Origin of the sequence: Hydrogenophaga intermedia, assembly GCF_023715105.1 — a bacterium.
Taxonomy (GTDB): Bacteria; Pseudomonadota; Gammaproteobacteria; order Burkholderiales; family Burkholderiaceae_C; genus Hydrogenophaga; species Hydrogenophaga intermedia_A.
The window spans coordinates 35,249-54,608 of sequence record NZ_JAMBNO010000009.1 but is presented as its reverse complement, the minus strand read 5'-3'; the positions used below and the strand labels follow the sequence as shown (position 1 = coordinate 54,608).

The 19,360-nt window shown below is 67.3% G+C and carries 26 protein-coding genes; 1 reads left to right on the top strand and 25 read right to left on the bottom strand.

Features of this window, described 5'->3' with window-relative positions; translation table 11 throughout:
- Positions 1-17 precede the first annotated feature (17 nt).
- Entirely contained in the window at positions 18-1,175 is a 1,158-nt protein-coding gene (locus M3149_RS09945; protein ID WP_251709152.1) for a Do family serine endopeptidase, read from the top strand.
- Positions 1,176-1,246: 71 nt separating this feature from the next.
- Here the strand turns inward: M3149_RS09945 and tatC are convergent, their stop codons facing one another.
- The 25 genes from tatC to M3149_RS09820 all read right to left on the bottom strand — a co-directional run bounded on the left by tatC (position 1,247) and on the right by M3149_RS09820 (position 19,328).
- Entirely contained in the window at positions 1,247-2,050 is an 804-nt protein-coding gene (gene tatC, locus M3149_RS09940) for a twin-arginine translocase subunit TatC (protein ID WP_251709151.1), read from the bottom strand.
- Positions 2,050-2,547 (bottom strand): Sec-independent protein translocase protein TatB, encoded by a 498-nt coding sequence (gene tatB, locus M3149_RS09935; RefSeq protein WP_251709150.1) that lies wholly within the window; start codon positions 2,545-2,547, stop codon positions 2,050-2,052. The genes tatC and tatB overlap by 1 nt, the downstream gene beginning before the upstream one ends.
- 89 nt (positions 2,548-2,636) lie before the next feature.
- Positions 2,637-2,876 carry a Sec-independent protein translocase subunit TatA gene (gene tatA / locus M3149_RS09930; RefSeq protein WP_251709149.1) on the bottom strand — a complete coding sequence of 80 codons (240 nt, stop codon included), beginning with the start codon at positions 2,874-2,876 and terminating at the stop codon, positions 2,637-2,639.
- 111 nt (positions 2,877-2,987) lie between these two features.
- A complete protein-coding gene (locus M3149_RS09925; RefSeq protein WP_251709148.1) occupies positions 2,988-3,350 on the bottom strand; it encodes a histidine triad nucleotide-binding protein in 363 nt (120 codons plus the stop codon).
- A gap of 15 nt (positions 3,351-3,365) precedes the next feature.
- A complete protein-coding gene (locus M3149_RS09920) occupies positions 3,366-3,755 on the bottom strand; it encodes a DUF4870 family protein (protein WP_251709147.1) in 390 nt (129 codons plus the stop codon).
- 16 nt (positions 3,756-3,771) lie between these two features.
- Positions 3,772-4,140, bottom strand: a complete 369-nt coding sequence (locus M3149_RS09915; RefSeq protein ID WP_251709146.1) for a phosphoribosyl-ATP diphosphatase — start codon at positions 4,138-4,140, stop codon at positions 3,772-3,774.
- A 4-nt stretch (positions 4,141-4,144) separates the two neighbouring features.
- Complete coding sequence (hisI, locus tag M3149_RS09910) at positions 4,145-4,534, bottom strand: phosphoribosyl-AMP cyclohydrolase (RefSeq protein WP_251709145.1); 390 nt, start codon at positions 4,532-4,534, stop codon at positions 4,145-4,147.
- Positions 4,534-5,313 (bottom strand): imidazole glycerol phosphate synthase subunit HisF, encoded by a 780-nt coding sequence (gene hisF / locus M3149_RS09905; protein ID WP_251709144.1) that lies wholly within the window; start codon positions 5,311-5,313, stop codon positions 4,534-4,536. Before hisF ends, hisI begins: the two co-directional genes overlap by 1 nt.
- Positions 5,314-5,319: 6 nt before the next feature.
- Positions 5,320-6,060 carry a 1-(5-phosphoribosyl)-5-[(5-phosphoribosylamino)methylideneamino]imidazole-4-carboxamide isomerase gene (gene hisA, locus M3149_RS09900; RefSeq protein WP_251709143.1) on the bottom strand — a complete coding sequence of 247 codons (741 nt, stop codon included), beginning with the start codon at positions 6,058-6,060 and terminating at the stop codon, positions 5,320-5,322.
- An 18-nt stretch (positions 6,061-6,078) separates the two neighbouring features.
- A complete protein-coding gene (hisH, locus tag M3149_RS09895) occupies positions 6,079-6,726 on the bottom strand; it encodes an imidazole glycerol phosphate synthase subunit HisH (RefSeq protein WP_251709142.1) in 648 nt (215 codons plus the stop codon).
- A 19-nt stretch (positions 6,727-6,745) separates the two neighbouring features.
- Positions 6,746-7,375 carry an imidazoleglycerol-phosphate dehydratase HisB gene (hisB, locus tag M3149_RS09890; protein ID WP_251709141.1) on the bottom strand — a complete coding sequence of 210 codons (630 nt, stop codon included), beginning with the start codon at positions 7,373-7,375 and terminating at the stop codon, positions 6,746-6,748.
- Entirely contained in the window at positions 7,372-8,472 is a 1,101-nt protein-coding gene (gene hisC, locus M3149_RS09885; RefSeq protein ID WP_251709140.1) for a histidinol-phosphate transaminase, read from the bottom strand. Before hisC ends, hisB begins: the two co-directional genes overlap by 4 nt.
- Complete coding sequence (gene hisD / locus M3149_RS09880; RefSeq protein WP_251709139.1) at positions 8,469-9,854, bottom strand: histidinol dehydrogenase; 1,386 nt, start codon at positions 9,852-9,854, stop codon at positions 8,469-8,471. The genes hisC and hisD overlap by 4 nt, the downstream gene beginning before the upstream one ends.
- 23 nt (positions 9,855-9,877) lie before the next feature.
- A complete protein-coding gene (hisG, locus tag M3149_RS09875; protein WP_251709138.1) occupies positions 9,878-10,516 on the bottom strand; it encodes an ATP phosphoribosyltransferase in 639 nt (212 codons plus the stop codon).
- Entirely contained in the window at positions 10,513-11,793 is a 1,281-nt protein-coding gene (murA, locus tag M3149_RS09870) for a UDP-N-acetylglucosamine 1-carboxyvinyltransferase (RefSeq protein ID WP_251709137.1), read from the bottom strand. The genes hisG and murA overlap by 4 nt, the downstream gene beginning before the upstream one ends.
- 7 nt (positions 11,794-11,800) lie before the next feature.
- Positions 11,801-12,040 carry a BolA family protein gene (locus M3149_RS09865; RefSeq protein WP_251709136.1) on the bottom strand — a complete coding sequence of 80 codons (240 nt, stop codon included), beginning with the start codon at positions 12,038-12,040 and terminating at the stop codon, positions 11,801-11,803.
- Positions 12,041-12,044: 4 nt separating this feature from the next.
- Positions 12,045-12,800 (bottom strand): ABC transporter permease, encoded by a 756-nt coding sequence (locus M3149_RS09860; RefSeq protein ID WP_251709135.1) that lies wholly within the window; start codon positions 12,798-12,800, stop codon positions 12,045-12,047.
- Positions 12,797-13,744: an ABC transporter ATP-binding protein gene (locus tag M3149_RS09855; protein ID WP_251709134.1), complete on the bottom strand. Its 948-nt coding sequence runs from the start codon at positions 13,742-13,744 to the stop codon at positions 12,797-12,799. Before M3149_RS09855 ends, M3149_RS09860 begins: the two co-directional genes overlap by 4 nt.
- 106 nt (positions 13,745-13,850) lie before the next feature.
- The gene (locus M3149_RS09850; RefSeq protein WP_251709133.1) at positions 13,851-14,129 is read right to left on the bottom strand and encodes an STAS domain-containing protein; all 279 of its coding nucleotides are present in this window, start codon (positions 14,127-14,129) and stop codon (positions 13,851-13,853) included.
- Positions 14,129-14,758, bottom strand: a complete 630-nt coding sequence (locus M3149_RS09845; RefSeq protein WP_251709132.1) for an MlaC/ttg2D family ABC transporter substrate-binding protein — start codon at positions 14,756-14,758, stop codon at positions 14,129-14,131. The genes M3149_RS09850 and M3149_RS09845 overlap by 1 nt, the downstream gene beginning before the upstream one ends.
- 123 nt (positions 14,759-14,881) lie before the next feature.
- Positions 14,882-15,613: an MlaA family lipoprotein gene (locus M3149_RS09840; RefSeq protein WP_251709131.1), complete on the bottom strand. Its 732-nt coding sequence runs from the start codon at positions 15,611-15,613 to the stop codon at positions 14,882-14,884.
- A gap of 36 nt (positions 15,614-15,649) precedes the next feature.
- On the bottom strand, positions 15,650-16,147 hold the full coding sequence (mlaD, locus tag M3149_RS09835) for an outer membrane lipid asymmetry maintenance protein MlaD (protein WP_251709130.1): 498 nt from the start codon (positions 16,145-16,147) through the stop codon (positions 15,650-15,652).
- Between the two features lie 20 nt (positions 16,148-16,167).
- A complete protein-coding gene (mlaE, locus tag M3149_RS09830) occupies positions 16,168-16,950 on the bottom strand; it encodes a lipid asymmetry maintenance ABC transporter permease subunit MlaE (RefSeq protein WP_251709129.1) in 783 nt (260 codons plus the stop codon).
- Positions 16,947-17,801, bottom strand: coding sequence for an ABC transporter ATP-binding protein (locus M3149_RS09825; RefSeq protein WP_435370737.1), 855 nt, complete (start codon positions 17,799-17,801; stop codon positions 16,947-16,949). Before M3149_RS09825 ends, mlaE begins: the two co-directional genes overlap by 4 nt.
- A 60-nt stretch (positions 17,802-17,861) precedes the next feature.
- On the bottom strand, positions 17,862-19,328 hold the full coding sequence (locus M3149_RS09820) for a glutamate synthase subunit beta (RefSeq protein WP_251709127.1): 1,467 nt from the start codon (positions 19,326-19,328) through the stop codon (positions 17,862-17,864).
- Positions 19,329-19,360 lie beyond the last annotated feature (32 nt).

Sequence of the window (19,360 nt, the reverse complement as noted above, 5' to 3'; positions counted from 1 at the left end):
ACCCCGCCCGACTTCGCATGAAACGCCTCTGGCTTCTGTTTGCCCAAACCGTCACCGTGCTGGTGGCGGTGTTTTTCGTCGTGGCCACCCTGCAGCCGCAGTGGCTAGGGCGGCGCGCCCTGCCCTCGGTGGTGCCGGTGTTCGAAGCCGCCCCGGGCAGCTCACCCGCCGCCGGCGACCCGGGCACCGTGAGCCTGCGCGCAGCGGCCAAGGCGGCTTCGCCGGCGGTGGTGAGCATCAACACCAGCAAGGCACCGGCCAACAACCCCAACAGCGCCGATCCCTGGTTCCGCTTCTTCTTCGGCGACCAGATGGACAACCAGCCCCAGACCGGTTTGGGTTCCGGCGTGATCCTGAGCCCGGCGGGCTACGTGCTCACCAACAACCATGTGATCGAGGAAGCGGACGAAATCCAGGTCAGCCTGACCGACGGACGCAATGCCATCGCGAAGGTGATCGGCACCGACCCCGAGACCGACCTCGCCGTGCTCAAGATCGATCTGACCGAGCTGCCCGTGATCACCCTCGGCAATTCCGACGCGCTGGAGATCGGCGATCCGGTGCTGGCGATCGGCAACCCTTTCGGTGTCGGCCAGACCGTCACCAGCGGCATCGTGAGCGCCCTGGGCCGCACCCAGCTGGGCATCAACACCTTCGAGAACTTCATCCAGACCGACGCTGCCATCAACCCCGGCAACTCCGGCGGCGCGCTGGTGGACGTCAATGGCCATCTCATGGGCATCAACACCGCCATCTACTCGCGCTCGGGTGGCTCCATGGGCATCGGCTTTGCCATTCCCACGTCCACCGCGCGCAGCGTGATGGAGGCGATCGTGAAGGACGGCCAGGTCACGCGCGGCTGGATCGGCGTCGAGCCGCAGGACCTGACCCCGGAACTCGCCCAAAGCTTCGGCGTGGGCGTCGGCAGCGGTGTGATCATCACCGGCGTGCTGCAGAACGGCCCCGCCGCGCAGGCCGGCATCCGCCCGGGCGACGTGATCACGCGCGTGAAGGGGCGGGAGGTGAAGGACGTGCCGCAGCTGCTGGCGGCCGTTGCCGCACTGCCGCCCGGCGAAAAAGCCGAGGTCGACGTGCTGCGCCGCGCTGAAACGCTCAAGATCGAGGTGACACCGGGCCGGCGCAATCTCGCGCGTCAAGCCATGAACCGGCGCTGACCGGAGCGGCCACCCCGGGGGGCACTTCCGCTAAGCCCCTCAGGACCGCAAAGTCCCTCGGGAAAAGCCGCTCAGGAAGCGGCTTTCTTTTCGTCCGCCTCGTTGCCCTCGGCGTCGGTCGCGGACTTCTTGATGAAGAGCTGTGCGCCCCAGATGCCCAGTTCGTACAGGATGCACATGGGCACCGCCAGGGCCAGTTGCGAGATCACGTCCGGCGGCGTGACGATGGCCGCGATGATGAACGCGATCACGATGAAATAGCCGCGGAAATCCTTGAGCTTCTGGATCGAGACCATGCCCATCTTGACCAGCAACACCACCACGATGGGGACCTGGAAGGCCAGACCGAAGGCGAGGTAGAGACCGAGAATGGCCTCCACATAGGAAGCGATGTCTGGCGTGGCGGCCACGCTGGCGGGCGTGAACTTCTGGATGAAGCCGAACATCTTGTCGAGCACGAAGAACTGCACGAAGGCGATGCCCAGGTAGGCCAAGGCGCTGCCGAGCACGATCAAGGGCACGGCAAAGCGCTTCTCGTGGCTGTACAGCCCGGGCGCGATGAAGGACCAGAGCTGGTACATCCACCACGGCAGCGAGAGCAGTACCGCGGCCATGGCCAGCACCTTGAGCGGCACGAAGAAGGGCGAGAACACACCAACCGCGATCAGGCGCGCATCGGGCGGCATGTGGGCGCGGATCGGCACCGCGATGAGGTCGATGAGGCCGCTGGGCCCGGGCCAGAAGGCCAGCAAGGCCATGCAGATGGCCAGGCCGATGACGCTGTAGAGCAGACGGTCGCGCAGCTCCATCAGGTGCTGCACGAACGGCTGTTCGGTGCCGGCGAGCTCGTCGGCGGAATCGGGCTTGTCGGACATCAGGGTTTCTGGAACGGGCGGGGCCGAAAGCGCGCCACGCGGGCGGCACCCGACTGGGTGCGCGTGCGAATGCCGGAGCGTGCCTTGAACCACTGCGGCACGGCCTTCTGCTTCAGGCGGAAGTTCTTCTTCGGGTGCTTGTAGACCGGGAACACCGGCTGACCCAGCGACTGCAGTGCATCGGCCTCACCGGGTTCGCGCAGCGGCTCATCGAGGCCCGCGGTGGCCTCGGACCAGGACTTCTCGAAATCGCTGGCGCCGGACTCGACGGACGTCTGCACGTCGCGTGCGGCGTTTTCCACCGAGTCCTTCATCTTCTTGAGCTCTTCGAGCTCCATCGAGCGGTTGACCTCGGCCTTGACGTCCGCGACGTAGCGCTGCGCCTTGCCCAGCAGCGCGCCCACCGTGCGCGCCACGCGCGGCAGTTTCTCGGGGCCGATGACGACGAGCGCCACGGCGCCGATGAGCGCGAGCTTGGAGATGCCGAGATCGATCATGAATCAGACCTTGCAGAGACGGTTCGGGGCTGTGTACCAGCCCCGCACGACCTCACCAACGAAGGAAAAGAGGGTCGCGGGCGGGCGACTCAGCTCTTCTGCTTGGCTTCGACGTCGATCGTGCCCTTGTCGGCCGCGCTGTTCTGCGTGACCTGGGGTGCCTGGCCGGCGGGCGTCGCGGCGGACTGGCCACCTTCCTTCATGCCGTCCTTGAAGCCCTTGACAGCGCCACCGAGGTCGGAGCCGATGTTCTTGAGCTTCTTGGTGCCGAAGACCATGACCACGATCAGCAGCACGATCAGCCAGTGCCAGATGGAAAACGTACCCATGTCAATCTCCAGAGGGGGTGGGGGAGCGCTTGCGCAATCCTGGGATTCTAAGGCCGGGTGGGGGTTCAACCGCCGGTCACGGGGCATTGCGGCCCCGGGCACCGCGAGGGATCAACCCCGCAGCCAGGGGCGCGGGCCGCCCATGACGTGGATGTGCAGGTGATGCACCTCCTGCCCGCCCTCGGTGCCGGTGTTGCACACGATGCGAAAACCACCTTCGGGATAGGGATTGCAGCCCTGCTCGATGGCCAGGCGGGGCGCCAGCGTGAGCAGGCGGCCCATGAGGCGCTCGTGCTCGGGGCCGACCTGGGCCATCGACGCAATGTGCTGCTTGGGCACCATCAGGAAGTGGACCGGCGCCCAGGGGTGGATGTCGTGGAAGGCGAAGATGTCCTCGTCTTCGTAGACCTTCTTCGAGGGGATCTGGCCGGCAATGATCTTGCAGAAGATGCAGTTCGGGTCGTGTGCGCTCATGGGTGGACCTGGGGCTCAGCGAGGCATGGGCCGGTTGTCGTTCATGTTGACCATGCCGCGCACGATGCGATAGAGAAACCAGATCGAGATCAGGCCCCAGGCGATCCAGCCCGGGACGAAGAACAGGGCCCACAGCGGCGCGGTGACGAGGTAGAGGATGGCGGCCCAGATGACCGAGCGGATGCGCCAGGAGAAGTGGCTGGCCTGCCAGGTTCCCTCGGCCTCGCCCTTCTTCACGAGATCGATCACCAGAGCGATGATCAGCAGCGCCACGCCCGGCTGTGTGCCCGGCAGCACCGCGCCCACGGCGACGATGAGGTGCAGGATGTAGCTGAGCCAGCCCACGCTCTTGAGCGATTGGGCCTTTTCGTTGTCGGTGGTTTCCACGTCGATCACGTCGGTCATGGCATCGCTCCTTGGCTCATTCCCCGGCTTCGCGTTCGCGCAGCTTGCGCAGGGCCTTCTCTTCCAGGCCGCTGAGCCCCTCGCGGCGCACCAGTTCGGCCACCACGTCGGCCGGCCCGAGCCCGTGGTGCGCCAGCGCGATCATGCAGTGAAACCACAGGTCGGCGACCTCGTTCACGAGCTTCTGACGATCACCGCCGTGCTCCAGATCCTTGGCGGCCATCACCGCCTCGGTGGCTTCTTCGCCGATCTTCTTGAGGATGGCATCGGGCCCCTTGTGCAGCAGGCGCGCGACGTAGCTCTTCTGCGGATCGCCGCCGTGGGCCGGCTTGCGGCTCTCGATCACGGCGGCCAGACGGGCCAGGTCGTCGGTGCTGCTGGTCATGGGGTCACTTGTAGATGGATTCGGGGTCCTTGAGGACCGGCTCGACGGTGTGCCACGCGCCATTGTCGTAGCGCTGGAAGAAGCAGCTATGCCGCCCGGTGTGGCAGGCGATGCCGGGCTCGTGGCCGAGCTGAGTGACCTTGAGCAGCACGACGTCGTTGTCGCAATCGAGCCGGATGTCGTGCACCGTCTGCACGTGGCCGGATTCCTCCCCCTTGAACCAGAGCTTGCCGCGCGAGCGGCTGAAGTAGACCGCGCGACCGAGTTCGGCCGTCTTCTGCAGGGCCTCGCGGTTCATCCAGGCGAACATCAGCACGTCGCCGCTGGCAGCCTCTTGGGCGATCACGGGCACGAGACCCTGGTCATCCCACTTCACGGTGTCGAGCCAGTCCATCAGAGCCTCACTGGAATGCCGCGCTCGGCCATGCGCGCCTTGGCCTGGGCCACGGTGTATTCGCCGTAGTGAAAGATGCTCGCGGCGAGTACCGCGTCCGCCCGGCCCTGCTGCACGCCATCGGCCAGGTGATCGAGGTTGCCGACGCCGCCCGAGGCGATGACGGGCACATCGACCGCGTCGGCCACGGCGCGCGTGAGCGCGAGGTCGAAACCGGACTTGGTGCCGTCGCGGTCCATGCTGGTGAGCAGGATCTCGCCGGCGCCGAAATCGGCCATCTGCTTCGCCCAGGCCACCGCATCCAGGCCCGTGTTCTTGCGCCCGCCGTGGCTGTAGACGTCCCAGCCCTCGCCGCGCACCGCGGCCTCCTCGAGCGAGCGGCGCTTGGCGTCGATGGCGACCACGATGCACTGCGAACCGTATTTGTCGGAGGCGTCGCGAATCACTTGGGGGTTGGCGATGGCCGCGGAGTTGAAACTGGTCTTGTCGGCCCCGGCGTTGAGCAGGCGGCGCACATCGTCGACCGTGCGCACACCACCACCGACGGTGAGCGGGATGAAGACCTGCGAAGCCACGGCTTCGATGATGGGCAGGATCAGGTCGCGGCCGTCGCTGGTGGCGGTGATGTCGAGGAACGTCAGTTCGTCGGCACCCTGTTCGTTGTAGCGCGCCGCGATCTCCACCGGATCGCCCGCGTCGCGAAGCTCGACGAAGTTCACCCCCTTGACGACCCGGCCACCGGTGACGTCCAGGCAGGGGATGATGCGTTTGGCGAGCATGGATCTTCAGCCGTTGAGGTCGTCGGCCAGTCTCTGCGCCGCTTCGAAATCCAGATCACCGCTGTAGATGGAGCGCCCGCAGATCACACCCTCGACGCCTTCGTCTTCCACCGCGCACAGCTTGCGGATGTCTTCGAGGTTGGACAACCCGCCCGAGGCGATGACGGGAATGCTGAGCGACTGCGCCAGCTTGACCGTGGCCTCGATGTTGATGCCGGTGAGCATGCCGTCGCGACCGATGTCGGTGTACACGATGGATTCGACACCGTAGTCCTCGAACTTCTTCGCGAGATCGACCACCTCGTGGCCGGTGAGCTTGCTCCAGCCATCGGTGGCGACTTTGCCATCCTTGGCGTCAAGGCCGACGATGATGTGACCGCCGAACGCCGTGCAGGCGTCCTGCAGGAAGCCGGGGTTCTTCACCGCGGCGGTGCCGATGATCACGTAGCGCAGGCCGGCGTCGAGGTAGCGCTCGATGGTGTCGAGGTCGCGGATGCCACCCCCGAGCTGCACGTCCACCTCGCTGCTCACTTCCTTGAGGATGGCGCGGATGGCCTGTTCATTCTTCGGCTTGCCCGCGAAGGCGCCGTTCAGATCGACCAGGTGCACGCGGCGCGCGCCCTTGTCGACCCAGTTGCGCGCCATGGCGGCCGGGTCTTCGCTGAACACCGTGGATTGGTCCATGTCGCCTTGCTTGAGGCGAACGCAGTGGCCGTCCTTGAGATCGATGGCGGGAATCAGCAGCATGGTCTTCGCAGGCGCGGGTCAGGGGTTCCAGGAGAGGAAGTTGCGGTAGAGCGCGAGGCCCTGGTCGGCGCTCTTCTCGGGGTGAAACTGGGTCGCAAAAATGTTATCGCGCGCCACCGCGGCTGCAAAGCGGCCGCCGTAATCGCATTCGCCGGCCTCGTGTGCTGCCTGCGCCGGCGCGGCGTAGTAGCTGTGCACGAAGTAGAAGTAACTGCCTTCGGGCACACCGGCCCACAGGGGGTGCGGGCGCTGGAAGACCCGGTTCCAACCCATCTGCGGCACCTTGAAGCGGCTGCCGTCGGGCTGCAGGCGGCCCTCGAGCCGGAAGCGCCGCACCTCACCGGGGATCAGGCCCAGACCGTCGGTCGGGCCCTCCTCGCTGCGATCGAGCAGCATCTGCATGCCCACGCAGACGCCGAACAAGGGCTTGTTCGCACAGGCGTGGAGCACGGCGTCCTTCATGCCGGAGGCAGCCAGTGCGCGCATGCAGTCGGCCATGTGGCCCTGGCCGGGCAGCACCACACGCTCGGCGGCCATCACGTCCTCGGCGCGCTGCGTGACGATGACTTCCAGGCCGCTGCCGCGCGCGGCGTGCATCACCGCCTGCGACACCGAGCGCAAGTTCCCGCTTTCGTAGTCGACGACCGCGACCGTCCTGACGTTCATCTCGCAGACCGCAGACGGTTCAGAGCGAACCCTTGGTGGAAGGAATGACGTCGCCCAACCGCGGATCGCGCTCGAGCGCCATGCGCACGGCACGCGCAAAGGCCTTGAACACCGTCTCGGCCTGGTGGTGCGCGTTCTCGCCGTGCAGGTTGTCGATGTGCAGCGTGACACCCGCGTGGTTCACGAAGCCCTGGAAGAATTCGTAGGTGAGCTGGGTGTCGAAGCCGCCGATCATGCCGGCCTTGAACGGCACGCGCATGTGCAGGCCGGGTCGGCCGGAGAAATCGATCACCACGCGCGAAAGCGCTTCATCGAGCGGCACGTAGGCATGGCCGTAGCGGCGGATGCCCTTTTTGTCACCCACGGCCTTTGCGAAGGCCTGGCCGAGCGAGATGCCCACGTCCTCCACCGTGTGGTGGCCGTCGATGTGCAGGTCGCCCTGGGCGTGGATCTCCAGATCGATCAGGCCGTGGCGCGCGATCTGGTCGAGCATGTGGTCGAAGAAGCCGATGCCGGTGGACAGCACGGCGACGCCTGTGCCGTCGAGGTTGACGCGCACGCGGATGCGGGTCTCGCTGGTGTTGCGCTGCACGTCGGCAGCGCGGTCACCGGGGCCCGGGATGGGGAAAACGGGCGTGGGGGTCGTCATAGGGCGGTCTGCAGGGCGCGGAGAAGCTGGGCGTTTTCGTCGGGGGTGCCCACCGTGAGCCGCAGACACTGGGCCAGCAGCGGGTGCATTGTAGAAACATTCTTCACGAGCACACCTTGCGCCTTGAGTCCCTCGAAGCTGCGCTTCGCATCGGGCACGCGCACCAGCACCATGTTGGCCTGGCTGGGAAACGGCGTCACGCCAGGCAGCTTGCCCAAGGCGTCGATCAGCATTTCGCGCTGTTCCCGGATCAGCGCGGCCTGATCGGCGAACACATGCGCGTGTTCGATCGCGAACAGCGCGCATTCGGCATTGAGCACGCTCACGTTGTAGGGCGGGCGCAGCTTGTCGATCTCGCGCACGATGGCCTGCGGGCCCACCAGGTAGCCGATGCGAACGCCCGCGAGGCCGAACTTGGAGAGCGTGCGCATGAGCAAGACATGTGCATTGGCCTCGGGCTGGGCACGCATCTCGTCGAGCCAGGTGCGGCTGGAGAACGGTTGGTAGGCCTCGTCGATCACCACCAGGCCGCCAAAGGTGGCGGCCTCGGCAATGAGGCGGCGCACCACCGCCGCGTCCCACAGGTTGGCGGTGGGGTTGTTGGGGTAGGCCAGGTAAGTGATGGCGGGCCGGTGCGCGCGCATCGCCGCCAGCATGGCGGGTTCGTCGAGCTCGAAATCGGCGGTCAGCGGCACACCGTGGAAGGCCAGGCCCTGCAGTTGCGCACTCATCGCATACATCACGAACCCGGGCAGCGGCGCCAGGATGCTGGCGCCGGGCAGGTCGCAACCCATCGCCAGCAACGAAATGAGCTCGTCGGAGCCGTTGCCGAGCATGAGCGCGTGCCCCGCGGGCAGTCCGATGTGGCGCTCCAGTGCGCGCTTGAGGTCATCGATGCGGCCGCCAGGGTAGCGGTTGATGGCGACGGCACCCAGCCGGCGGCCCAGCTCGGCTTGCAGCGGCAACGGCAGCGCGAACGGGTTCTCCATCGCGTCGAGCTTGAGCATGCCGGTCGAGTCCTGCACGGCGTAAGCGTGCATGGACTGCACGTCCTGGCGGATGCGGGCCATGGGGTTGGTGTTGAGCGGGGTGTTCATGTCGGCTCTCGCATCGGCGGCACGGTGTTCAGGCGCAGCTCGGCCGCGCGCGCATGGGCCTGCAGGCCCTCGCCATAGGCGAGTTCGGCCGCCACGGTGCCCAGCGTCTGCGCGCCCGCGGCGCTGACCTCGATCAGGCTGCTGCGCTTCTGGAAGTCGTACACCCCCAGCGGCGAGGAAAAACGGGCCGTGCCGCTGGTGGGCAGCACGTGGTTGGGGCCGGCACAGTAGTCACCCAGGCTTTCGCTGGTGTAGGCGCCCAGGAAGATGGCACCGGCGTGCTTGAGCAGCGGCTCCCAGCGGTGCGGCTCGGCGCTTGATACCTCCAGGTGCTCGGGCGCGATGCGGTTGCTGATGGCACAGGCCTCTTCCATGCTGCGCGTGAGGATCAGCGCGCCACGGTCGTTGAGGCTCTTGGTGATGATGGCTGCGCGTGGCATGGTGGGCAGCAGGCGATCGATCGCTGCCTGCACGGCGTCGATGTAGGCGGCGTCCGGGCACAACAGGATGCTCTGCGCGAGTTCGTCGTGCTCGGCCTGGCTGAACAGGTCCATGGCCACCCAATCGGCCGGCGTGCTGCCATCGGCCAGCACGAGGATTTCGCTCGGGCCCGCGATCATGTCGATGCCCACCGTGCCGAACACGCGTTTCTTGGCGCTGGCCACGTAGGCGTTGCCGGGGCCGGTGATCTTGTCGACCTTGGGCACGGTGGCCGTGCCGTAGGCCAGTGCGGCCACGGCTTGCGCGCCGCCGATGGTGAAGGCGCGCGTGACGCCCGCGACATGGGCCGCCGCCAGCACCAGTTCATTGCGCTCGCCGCGGGCCGCGGTGGTGGTGCCGGTGCCACCGGTGGCGACGCTGCCGCGCACCGGCGTGGGCACCACCATGATGATCTCGGGCACGCCCGCCACGTGCGCGGGCACCGCGTTCATGATCAGGCTCGATGGGTAGGCCGCCTTGCCACCAGGCACGTAAATGCCCACACGGTCCAGCGGCGTGACCTTCTGGCCCAGCAAGGTGCCGTCTTCTTCGCGGTAGCTCCAGCCTTCGCCGTTGGCTTTCTTCTGCGCCTCGTGGTAGCGACGCACGCGCGCGGCGGCGGCTTGCAGTGCTTCGCGCTGCGCAGCAGGCAGCGCGTCGAAGGCCGCCTTGAAGTCGGCCTGCGTGAGCTCGAGTTCGCTCACGCTCGCGGCCTGCAGGCCGTCGAAGCGCGCGGTGTACTCCAGCACGGCAGCATCGCCCCGCGTCTGCACATGCGCCAGGATGTCGGCCACGCGCTGCTCGATCGCGTGGTCCGTCTCGCTCGACCAATGCAGGCGCGCCGCAAAGCGCGCCTCGAAATCGGGCTGGGCGGTGGACAGGCGAAGGGGCTGGGCGTTCATGCGTTGGCGATGGCTGGAATGGCTCAGGCGGTGATGGCGCCGGCAAAGGCGTCGATGAGCGGGCGCAGGCGCGCCTGTTTGAGTTTGAGGGCCGCCTGGTTCACGACCAGGCGCGAGCTGATGTCCATGATGCGCTCGACCTCCACCAAGTTGTTGGCCTTGAGCGTGTTGCCGGTCGACACGAGATCGACGATGGCATCGGCCAGACCGGTGAGCGGCGCAAGCTCCATGCTGCCGTAGAGCTTGATCAGGTCCACGTGCACGCCCTTGGAGGCGAAGAACTCGCGTGCGATGGCGGTGTACTTGGTGGCCACGCGCAGGCGCGAGCCCTGGCGCACCGCCGAGGCGTAGTCGAAATCGGCGCGCACCGCGACGCTCACACGGCAACGTGCGATGTTGAGATCCAGCGGCTGGTACAAGCCCTGGCCGCCGTGCTCGATGAGTGTGTCCTTGCCGGTCACGCCCAGGTCGGCGCCGCCGTGCTCCACGTAGGTGGGCACATCGGTGGCGCGCACCAGCACCACCTGCACGTCGGCCTGGTTGGTCGGCAGGATGAGCTTGCGCGACTTCTCCGGATCCTCCAGCACCTCGATGCCCGCCGCGGCCAGCAGCGGCAGGGTTTCATCGAAGATGCGGCCCTTGGACAGCGCGAGCGTGATCATTTGATCCTCTCGATGTCGGCGCCGAGCGCGCGCAGCTTCACTTCCATCTGGTCGTAGCCGCGGTCGAGGTGGTAGATGCGGTCGACGATGGTCTCGCCCTCGGCCACCAGGCCGGCGATCACGAGGCTGGCCGAGGCCCGCAGGTCGGTCGCCATCACGGTGGCACCCGACAGCCGGGACACGCCCTCGACCATGGCCACCTTGCCCTCGGTCTGGATGCGCGCGCCCAGGCGAACGAGTTCGTTCACGTGCATGAAGCGGTTCTCGAAGATGGTCTCGGTGACCTTGCTTGCCCCCTCCGCGATGGCGTTGACCGTCATGAACTGGGCCTGCATGTCGGTCGGAAAGCCCGGGTACTCGGTGGTGCGGAAGGACTGCGCCTTCATGCGCCCGTCGGCGCGGACGCGGATGAAGGGCCCCGCGGCGTTGCGGCCGGCCTCGATCTCGGCGCCGGCCTCGGTGAGCTTGTCGATCACCGCGTCGAGATGATCGGCGCGCGCCTGGCGCAGCACCACGTCGCCGCCGGTGGCAGCGACAGCGCACAGGAAGGTGCCGGCCTCGATGCGGTCGGCCACCACGTCGTGCGTGCAGCCGCTCAGGCGCTCCACGCCTTGCACGTGGATGCGGCTGGTGCCGTGGCCCTCGATTTTTGCGCCCATCTTGATGAGCATCTCGGCGAGGTCGGTCACCTCGGGTTCCTGCGCCGCGTTTTCCAGCAACGTCTCGCCCTCGGCCAGGGCGGCCGCCATCAGGAAGTTCTCGGTGCCGGTGACGGTCACCATGTCGGTGGCGATGCGCGCGCCGTGCAGGCGCGAGCGGCCAGCGGGCAGGCGCGCCACCATGTAACCGTGCTCGACCACGATGTCGGCACCCATGGCCTGCATGCCCTTGATGTGCTGGTCCACCGGACGCGACCCGATGGCGCAACCACCGGGCAGCGACACCCGCGCTGCACCGAAGCGCGCCAGCAGCGGGCCCAGCACCAGCACCGAGGCGCGCATGGTCTTGACCAGGTCGTACGGCGCCTCGGCCTTGAGCACGCCGCGCGCGTTCAGCGTCATGCCGCCGCGCTCACCGTGCGTCTCGGTCTGTACGCCCATGTGCGTGAGCAGCTGGCGCATGGTGGCCACGTCGCGCAGGCGCGGCACGTTGGTCAGGGTGACCGGCTCTTCGGTGAGCAGCGCAGCGCACAGCTCGGGCAGTGCCGCGTTCTTGGCGCCGGAGATGGTGACGTCGCCGCTGAGCTTGCGGCCACCGCGGATCAGGAGTTTGTCCATGCGTGGGTCAGGCTTGCGCGGCCCACTCGGCCGGCGTGAGGGTCTTCATCGAGAGTGCGTGCACCTCGTCGGTGTGCATGCGCGTGCCCAGCGTGGCGTACACCGCCTGGTGACGCTGGATGGCGCGCTTGCCCTCGAAGGCGGGCGAGACGATGACGGCCGACCAGTGACGACCGTCGCCGGTGACCTCGATGTGTTCGCAGGGCAGGCCCGCGGCGATGAGCGTTTGCAGTTGTTCAGCGGTCATGGCGTCAGTGGCGCACCTTGTAGCCGGTGCGCAGCAGGTGCAGCGCAATGGCGCTCACGACGGCCAGCGCCACGCTCACCAGCGCCAGGCTGAGCCACGGCGAGGTGTCGCTGCGGCCGAAGAAGCCGTAGCGAAAGCCGTCGATCATGTAGAAGAAGGGATTGAGGTGACTCACCTGCTGCCAGAAGGCCGGCAGGGAATGGATGGAGTAGAACACGCCCGAGAGGAAGGTCATGGGCATGATGATGAAGTTCTGGAACGCGGCCATCTGGTCGAACTTCTCGGCCCACAGGCCGGCGATCAGGCCCAGCGCGCCGAGCAAGGCCGCACCCAGGATGGCGAACGCAAGGATCCACAGCGGCGCCACCAGCGTGGGCTGCGCAAACCACCAGGCCACCGCCATCACGCCCGCCCCCACGGCCAGGCCGCGCACCACCGACGAGCCCACATAGGCCACGAACCAGGCACGGTGCGACAGCGGCGTGAGCAGCAGGAAGACCAGGCTGCCCATGATCTTGCTCTGGATGATCGAGGAGCTGCTGTTGGCGAACGCATTCTGCAGCAGGCTCATCATCACCAGCCCGGGCAGCAGGAAGGCGGTGTAGCTCACCGAGTCGTAGACCTGCACGCGGTCTTCGAGCACGTGGGCGAAGATCAGCAAGTAGAGCAGCGCGGTGAGCACCGGCGCGGCCACGGTCTGGAACGACACCTTCCAGAAGCGCAGCACCTCCTTGTAGAACAGGGTCTGCCAGCCGCTCATGCCGCCACCTCCGGCTTCGTGGCAGCGGGCTGCACCGGGGCGCTGCTGCCTGTGAGATCGAGGAACACATCCTCCAGGTCGGCCTTGCGCACCTCGATGTCCTCGGGCGTCACGCCGGCTTCGCGAAGGCGCGCCAGCACATGCTCCACCGCTGCTGCGTCGAGCGCGGGCAGTTGGACCACACGCCCGGTGATGCGCGCCTGCGCCGCGAGATCGGCGGGCAGCGCGGCGTCGGTCTTGAAGCGCAGCACGTTGGCGGCCGCGCGCGCGAGCAGCGCCGAGGTCGACTCAAGCGCCACCACCTGGCCCTGCTTGAGCATGGCGATGCGGCTGCACAGCGCCTCGGCCTCTTCGAGGTAGTGGGTGGTGAGCAGCACGGTGCTGCCCAGGCGCTTGTTCAGGCCCGAGACGAACTGCCACAGGGTCTGGCGCAGCTCCACGTCGACACCCGCCGTGGGTTCGTCGAGCACGATGACCGGCGGCTTGTGCACCAGCGCCTGCGCGATCAGCACGCGCCGCTTCATGCCGCCGGAGAGCTGGCGCATGTTGGCGCTGGCCTTGTCGGCCAGGCCCAGACCGGTGAGCAGCTCATCGATCCAGTCGTCGTTGTGGCGGATGCCGAAATAGCCCGACTGGATGCGCAGCGTCTCGCGCACGTTGAAGAACGGGTCGAACACGAGTTCCTGCGGCACCACGCCGAGCTGGCGGCGGGCGGCCTGGTAGTCGCGCTGAACGTCGTGGCCGTGCACGCTGACGCTCCCTTCGCTGGCGCGCGCCAGGCCGGCCAGGATGCTGATCAGCGTGGTCTTGCCCGCACCGTTGGGCCCGAGCAGACCGAAGAACTCGCCGGGCTGGATGTCGAACGACACCGAACGCAGTGCGTGCAGCGGGCCGCGCGAGGTTGGGTAGGTCTTGGATACGTTCTGGAAGGAGACGGCAGGCATGCAGCGACACCGTTGGGCCGCCACAGGCCCGCGGGACATCCGGGGCGTGGGCGAACCCGCGATTTTACGTGGCGTGCTCCGACCTCGCTGGCGGCGGGGCCGAGGGTCAGTCGCGCAGCAGTTCCTGCACGCCGTAGACGCGCACCAAATCCTGCAACCGCGGCGGCCAGTCCTGCACCCGCAGCGCCCTGCCCTGCGGCTGCAGGTCGCGCCGCAGCTCCAGCAACACCGCCACGGCCGACGAATCGAAATGCCGCAAGGCCCCGGCGTTCACCGTGACGTCGCCCGCGGCGCCCTGCCCCGCCACGGCCGTGCGCAGCGCAGCCAGCGTGGCGGCGGCCTCGTCCAGGGTCAGGCGCTCGGGCAGCCGGGCGGCGCTCGTCATCAGTTGGCCTTGGCGGTCGCGCCGCCCTTGTTGCGCTGGGCCAGCGCGGTGATCAGGCCGTCGATGCCCTTGGCATTGATTTCCTGCGCAAACTGGGTGCGGTAGGTCTCGACCAGCCACAAGCCGAGCACGTTGAGGTCGTAGATCTTCCAGCTGTCGCCCACCTTCTCGAGCCGGTAGTCGAGCTGGATCGGATCGCCCTTGCCCTTCACCTCGGAGCGCACGACCACCTCGGTGTCCTCGGGGCGCATGCGCATGGGTTTGAAGGTCAGGGTCTGGTCCTTCACCTCGCCGAGCGCTCCGGAGTAGGTCCGGACCAGCAAGGCCTTGAATTCGGCCTCCAGGCGCTTTTGCTGCTCGGGCGTGGCCTGGCGCCAGTGGCGGCCGACGGCCGAGGCGGTCATGCGCGTGAAGTTCACGTTGGGCATGATCTTGCTGTCCACCAGGGCGATGATCTTGTTGGTGTCGCCCGCCTGGATGGCCGGGTCGGCCTTGATGGCGTCCATGACCTCGGTGGCGATGCGCTTGACCAGGGCGTCGGGGGCTTCGGCGGCAGCGGCGGGCAGGGCCAGCGCAGCAAGGGCCAGGGACACGCCGGCGATCCAGCCGCGTCGTTGCAGTCGATTCATTCGGTACTCCTTTGCAGGCCGTTGGGCCGTGCGGGCAATGGTAGGCATCGGAGGCGGCGCTTCTGTGTCGGGTTCCGCCCCAAAGGTTGCGATTCGTATCCTGGGTTGGCGCTCACTTTGGCGTCAGTTCCCGTCGCCGAGACCAATGCCCTTGTCGATCATGTCGTCGATCTGGCGCTGGCGCCGGTTGAGATAGAGGTCGCGGGTGAAGCTGTACTTGTCCAGCGCGGCCTCCTCGAGCAGGTTGGTGGCGCTGAGCAGTTGTGCCCGCGTGTCGACAATGCGCAGCCCGTAGAGGCTGTTGCGCGTGGGCACGTGGTCGACCTGGCGCACGAGGTCACCCTCGGCATCGACCACCGTGCCCAGCCCGTCACGCACCGACGACGGCCCCATCAGCGGCAGCACCAGATAAGGGCCGGCGGGCACACCCCAGCGGCCCATCGTCTGGCCGAAATCGATTCGCGTGCGCGGGATGCCCGCTTCGCTGGCGATGTCGAGCAGACCACCGAAACCGAGCACGGTGTTGACACTGAAACGCATCAGGTTCTCGGCCGTCTCGCGTGGCCGCAATTGCAGGCCGGCGTTCACGGCAGACCACAGGTCGCCGAGGTTGCTGAAGAAGTTGCTCACGCCGGTGCGCACCGGGCTCGGCGTGACCGCCACATACCCCTGCGCCACGGGCTTGAGCACCGCGTCATCCACCGTGTCATTGAAGCGCTGCACGCCTCGGTTGAACGGCTCCAGCGGGTCGCGCGGATCGGCATCGGGACCGGTGGCGCAGCCGGCGAGCGGGCCCGCCAGGGCCACAGCGGTCAGGGCGCGCGCGAACGGAAGGCGGGTGATCGGATGGCTCATGTCGTGACTCCCTGCGAAACGCTCAAGGCGAATGGTTCATTGCGACGCGGGCGGTGCGTCGCCTGCCGGTTTATCGGCACCTTCGGCAGCCCGGTTGAAGAGGAACTGGCCGATGAGGTTCTCCAGCACCAGCGCCGACTGCGTCTGCGTGACCACGGCGCCGTCGGCCAGGTTGTCGGGATCACCGCCGGGCTCGATGCCGATGTACTGGTCACCCAGCAGCCCGCTGGTGAGGATCTTCATCGAGCTGTCCCTCGGGAAGCCGTAGCGCTTCTCGAGCGAGAGCGTGATGCTGGCCTGGAAGGTATGGTCGTCGAACGAGATGTTCTCGACCCGCCCCACCACCACACCGGCACTGCGCACCGCCGCACCGGGCTTGAGACCACCGGCGTTGTCGAAACGCGCGGTGACGCGGTACGTGGGCTCGAAGCTCAGGCTGAGCAGGTTGGCCGATTGCAGGGCGAGGAACAGGATGGCCGCGCCGCCGATGAGCACGAACAGGCCGACCCAGAAATCGTTCTTGGAAGCGGTCATGGAGGTTCTCCCGTGATCCTTTAGATGCTGAACATCATCGCGGTGAGCACGAAGTCGAGGCCCAGCACGGAAAGCGAAGCCATCACGACGGTGCGCGTGGTGGCGCGCGAAACGCCTTCGGGCGTGGGGTGCGCCAGGAAGCCCTGCAGCAGCGCGATGAAGGTGACCGCAAAGCCGAACACGACGCTCTTGATCACGCCGTTGCCGACATCGGACCAGACATCCACACCGCCCTGCATCTGGCTCCAGAAGGCGCCGCCATCCAGCCCGATGAGGCCCACGCCGACCAGCCAGCCGCCGATGATGCCGACGGCGCTGAACACCGCGGCGAGCAGGGGCATGGCGATGACCCCGGCCCAGAAGCGGGGTGCGAGCACGCGGCGCACCGGATCGACGGCCATCATCTCCATGGCGCTGAGTTGCTCACCCGCTTTCATGAGGCCGATCTCGGCCGTGAGCGAGGTGCCTGCGCGACCGGCGAACAGCAGCGCGCACACCACGGGCCCAAGCTCGCGCACCAGGGAGAGGGCCACCAGCACGCCCAGGGCGTCGGTGGCGCCATAGCGCTGCAGCGTGTAGTAGCCCTGCAGGCCGAGCACGAAGCCGACGAACAGGCCGGAGACGCCAATGATGGACAGCGAATGGTTGCCCAGGAAATGGATCTGGTCGCGCACCAGGCCGAAGCGGCGCAGCGCCACGCCGGCCAGCGCCACCAGGCGCAGGAACAGCCTCGTGGCAAAGCCGATGGCAGTGAGTTGCCGGCGCACGGCGGCGCCCACGCGGGTCGGGTGCAGGATATTCATCGCGCCCCCCCGTTGCCGAAGTCCTCGGCCAGCGAGGGCGCCGGGTGGTGGAAGCGCACCGGGCCCTCGGGCCTGGCGTTCACGAACTGCTCGACCAGCGGATCGGTGCTGTGGCGAACTTCGTCGGGCGTACCCTGCGCCGCGATGCGACCGTTGGCCAGCACGATCACCTGGTCGGCGATGCCGAAGGTCTCGTCCAGATCATGCGAGACGACGATGCTGGTGAGGCCCATGGCGTCGTTGAGCTCGCGGATCAGGCGCGAGGCGGTGCCCAGCGAGATCGGGTCCAGGCCGGCAAAGGGCTCGTCGTACATCACGAGTTCGGGGTCGAGCGCGATGGCGCGCGCCAGCGCCACGCGGCGCGCCATGCCGCCCGAGAGTTCGCTGGGCATGAGGTTGCGCGCCCCGCGCAGGCCCACGGCGTTGAGCTTCATCAGCACGATGTCGCGCACGAGGGCTTCGGGCAGTTGCGTGTGCTCGCGCAAGGGGAAGGCCACGTTGTCGAACACGCTCATGTCCGTGAACAGGGCACCGAACTGGAACAGCATGCCCATGCGCCGGCGCGCGGCATAAAGCGCTCGCTGGTCCATGGTGGTGATGTCGGCGCCGTCGAACAGGGTCTGCCCGCGCTGCGCACGGATCTGGCCACCGATGAGGCGCAGCACCGTCGTCTTGCCGCCGCCGGAGGCGCCCATGAGCGCCGTGACCTTGCCGCGCGGCACGGTCAGCGAGATGTTGTCGAGGATGACGCGCTCACCGTAGCCGAAGGTGAGGCCGCGCAGTTCGACCAGCGAAGGGGGGGTGGCGGTGCTCATCAAAGAAAAGCCGGGCGATGAACCCGGCCGTCGCATGATACGGGAATCGGGCAAACCCGAATCCCGTGACCCCCTTACGATTTGGTAATCGTGTGTTCAGCGGGGCAGGTCCGAGTAGCCCATCAAGAACTCGTCCACGGCGCGGGCGGCCTGGCGGCCCTCACGGATCGCCCAGACTACCAGCGACTGCCCGCGGCGCATGTCGCCGGCGGCGAACACCTTGGGCACGTTGGTGGCGTAGCCGCCGGTGAAATCGGTGGTGGCCCTGGCGTTGCCGCGACCGTCCTTGTCGACACCGAAAGCCTCGAGCACGGTGCCCACCGGGTTGGTGAAGCCCATGGCGAGCAGCACGAGGTCGGCCTTGTATTCCTTCTCGGTGCCGGCAATCTCGACGAACTTGCCGTCCTTGAGCTCCACGTGCACGGTTTTCAGGGCCGTGACCTTGCCGTTCTTGCCGATGAACTCCTTGGTGGAGATGGCGAACTCGCGCACGCAGCCCTCCTCGTGGCTGGAGCTGGTGCGCAGCTTGAGCGGCCAGTAGGGCCACACCAGGGGCTTGTTCTCTTCTTCAGGCGGCTGGGGCATGACCTCGAACTGGGTCACGCTGGCGGCGCCGTGGCGGTTGCTGGTGCCCACACAGTCGGAGCCGGTGTCGCCACCGCCGATGACGATGACGTGCTTGCCGTCGGCCCGCAGTTGCGCCTTGAGCTTGTCACCCGCGTTGACCTTGTTCTGCTGCGGCAGGAATTCCATCGCGAAGTGAATGCCGTCGAGGTCACGGCCGGGTGCGGGCAGGTCGCGGCTCTGTTCGGCACCGCCGGTGAGCAGCACGGCGTCGAATTCGCTCTTGAGCTGCTCGGCGCTCACGGTTTCCTTCGCCCAGTTGGTGACCTTGCTGCCTGCGGGCATCGAGCCCACCAGCACGCCGGTGCGGAACACCACGCCCTCGGCCTCCATCTGCGCCACGCGGCGGTCGATGTGCGACTTCTCCATCTTGAAGTCGGGGATGCCGTAGCGCAGCAGGCCGCCCACACGGTCGTTCTTCTCGAACACGGTCACATCATGACCAACGCGCGCGAGCTGCTGCGCGGCCGCCAACCCGGCCGGACCCGAACCCACCACGGCCACCTTGCGGCCGGTCTTGTGCTTCGCGGGCTGTGGCGTCACCCAGCCATGGGCCCAGGCCTTGTCGATGATGGCGTGCTCGATCGACTTGATGCCCACCGGGTCGTCGTTCACGTTGAGCGTGCAGGCCGCCTCACAGGGTGCGGGGCAGATGCGGCCGGTGAACTCGGGAAAGTTGTTGGTGCTGTGCAGCACGGCGATGGCGTTCTTCCAGTCGCCCTGGTACACGAGGTCGTTGAAGTCCGGAATGACGTTGTTGACCGGACAGCCGCTGTTGCAGAACGGCGTGCCGCAGTCCATGCAGCGCGCACCCTGCACCTTGGCCTGCGCGTCATCGAGGCCGATCACGAATTCCTTGTAGTGCTTGATGCGCTCGGGCACGGGCGCATAGCCTTCTTCGAGGCGCTCGTATTCCATGAAGCCAGTGACTTTTCCCATGGTGTTCTTCCTTCGCTTGCGTGGGGCGGGTT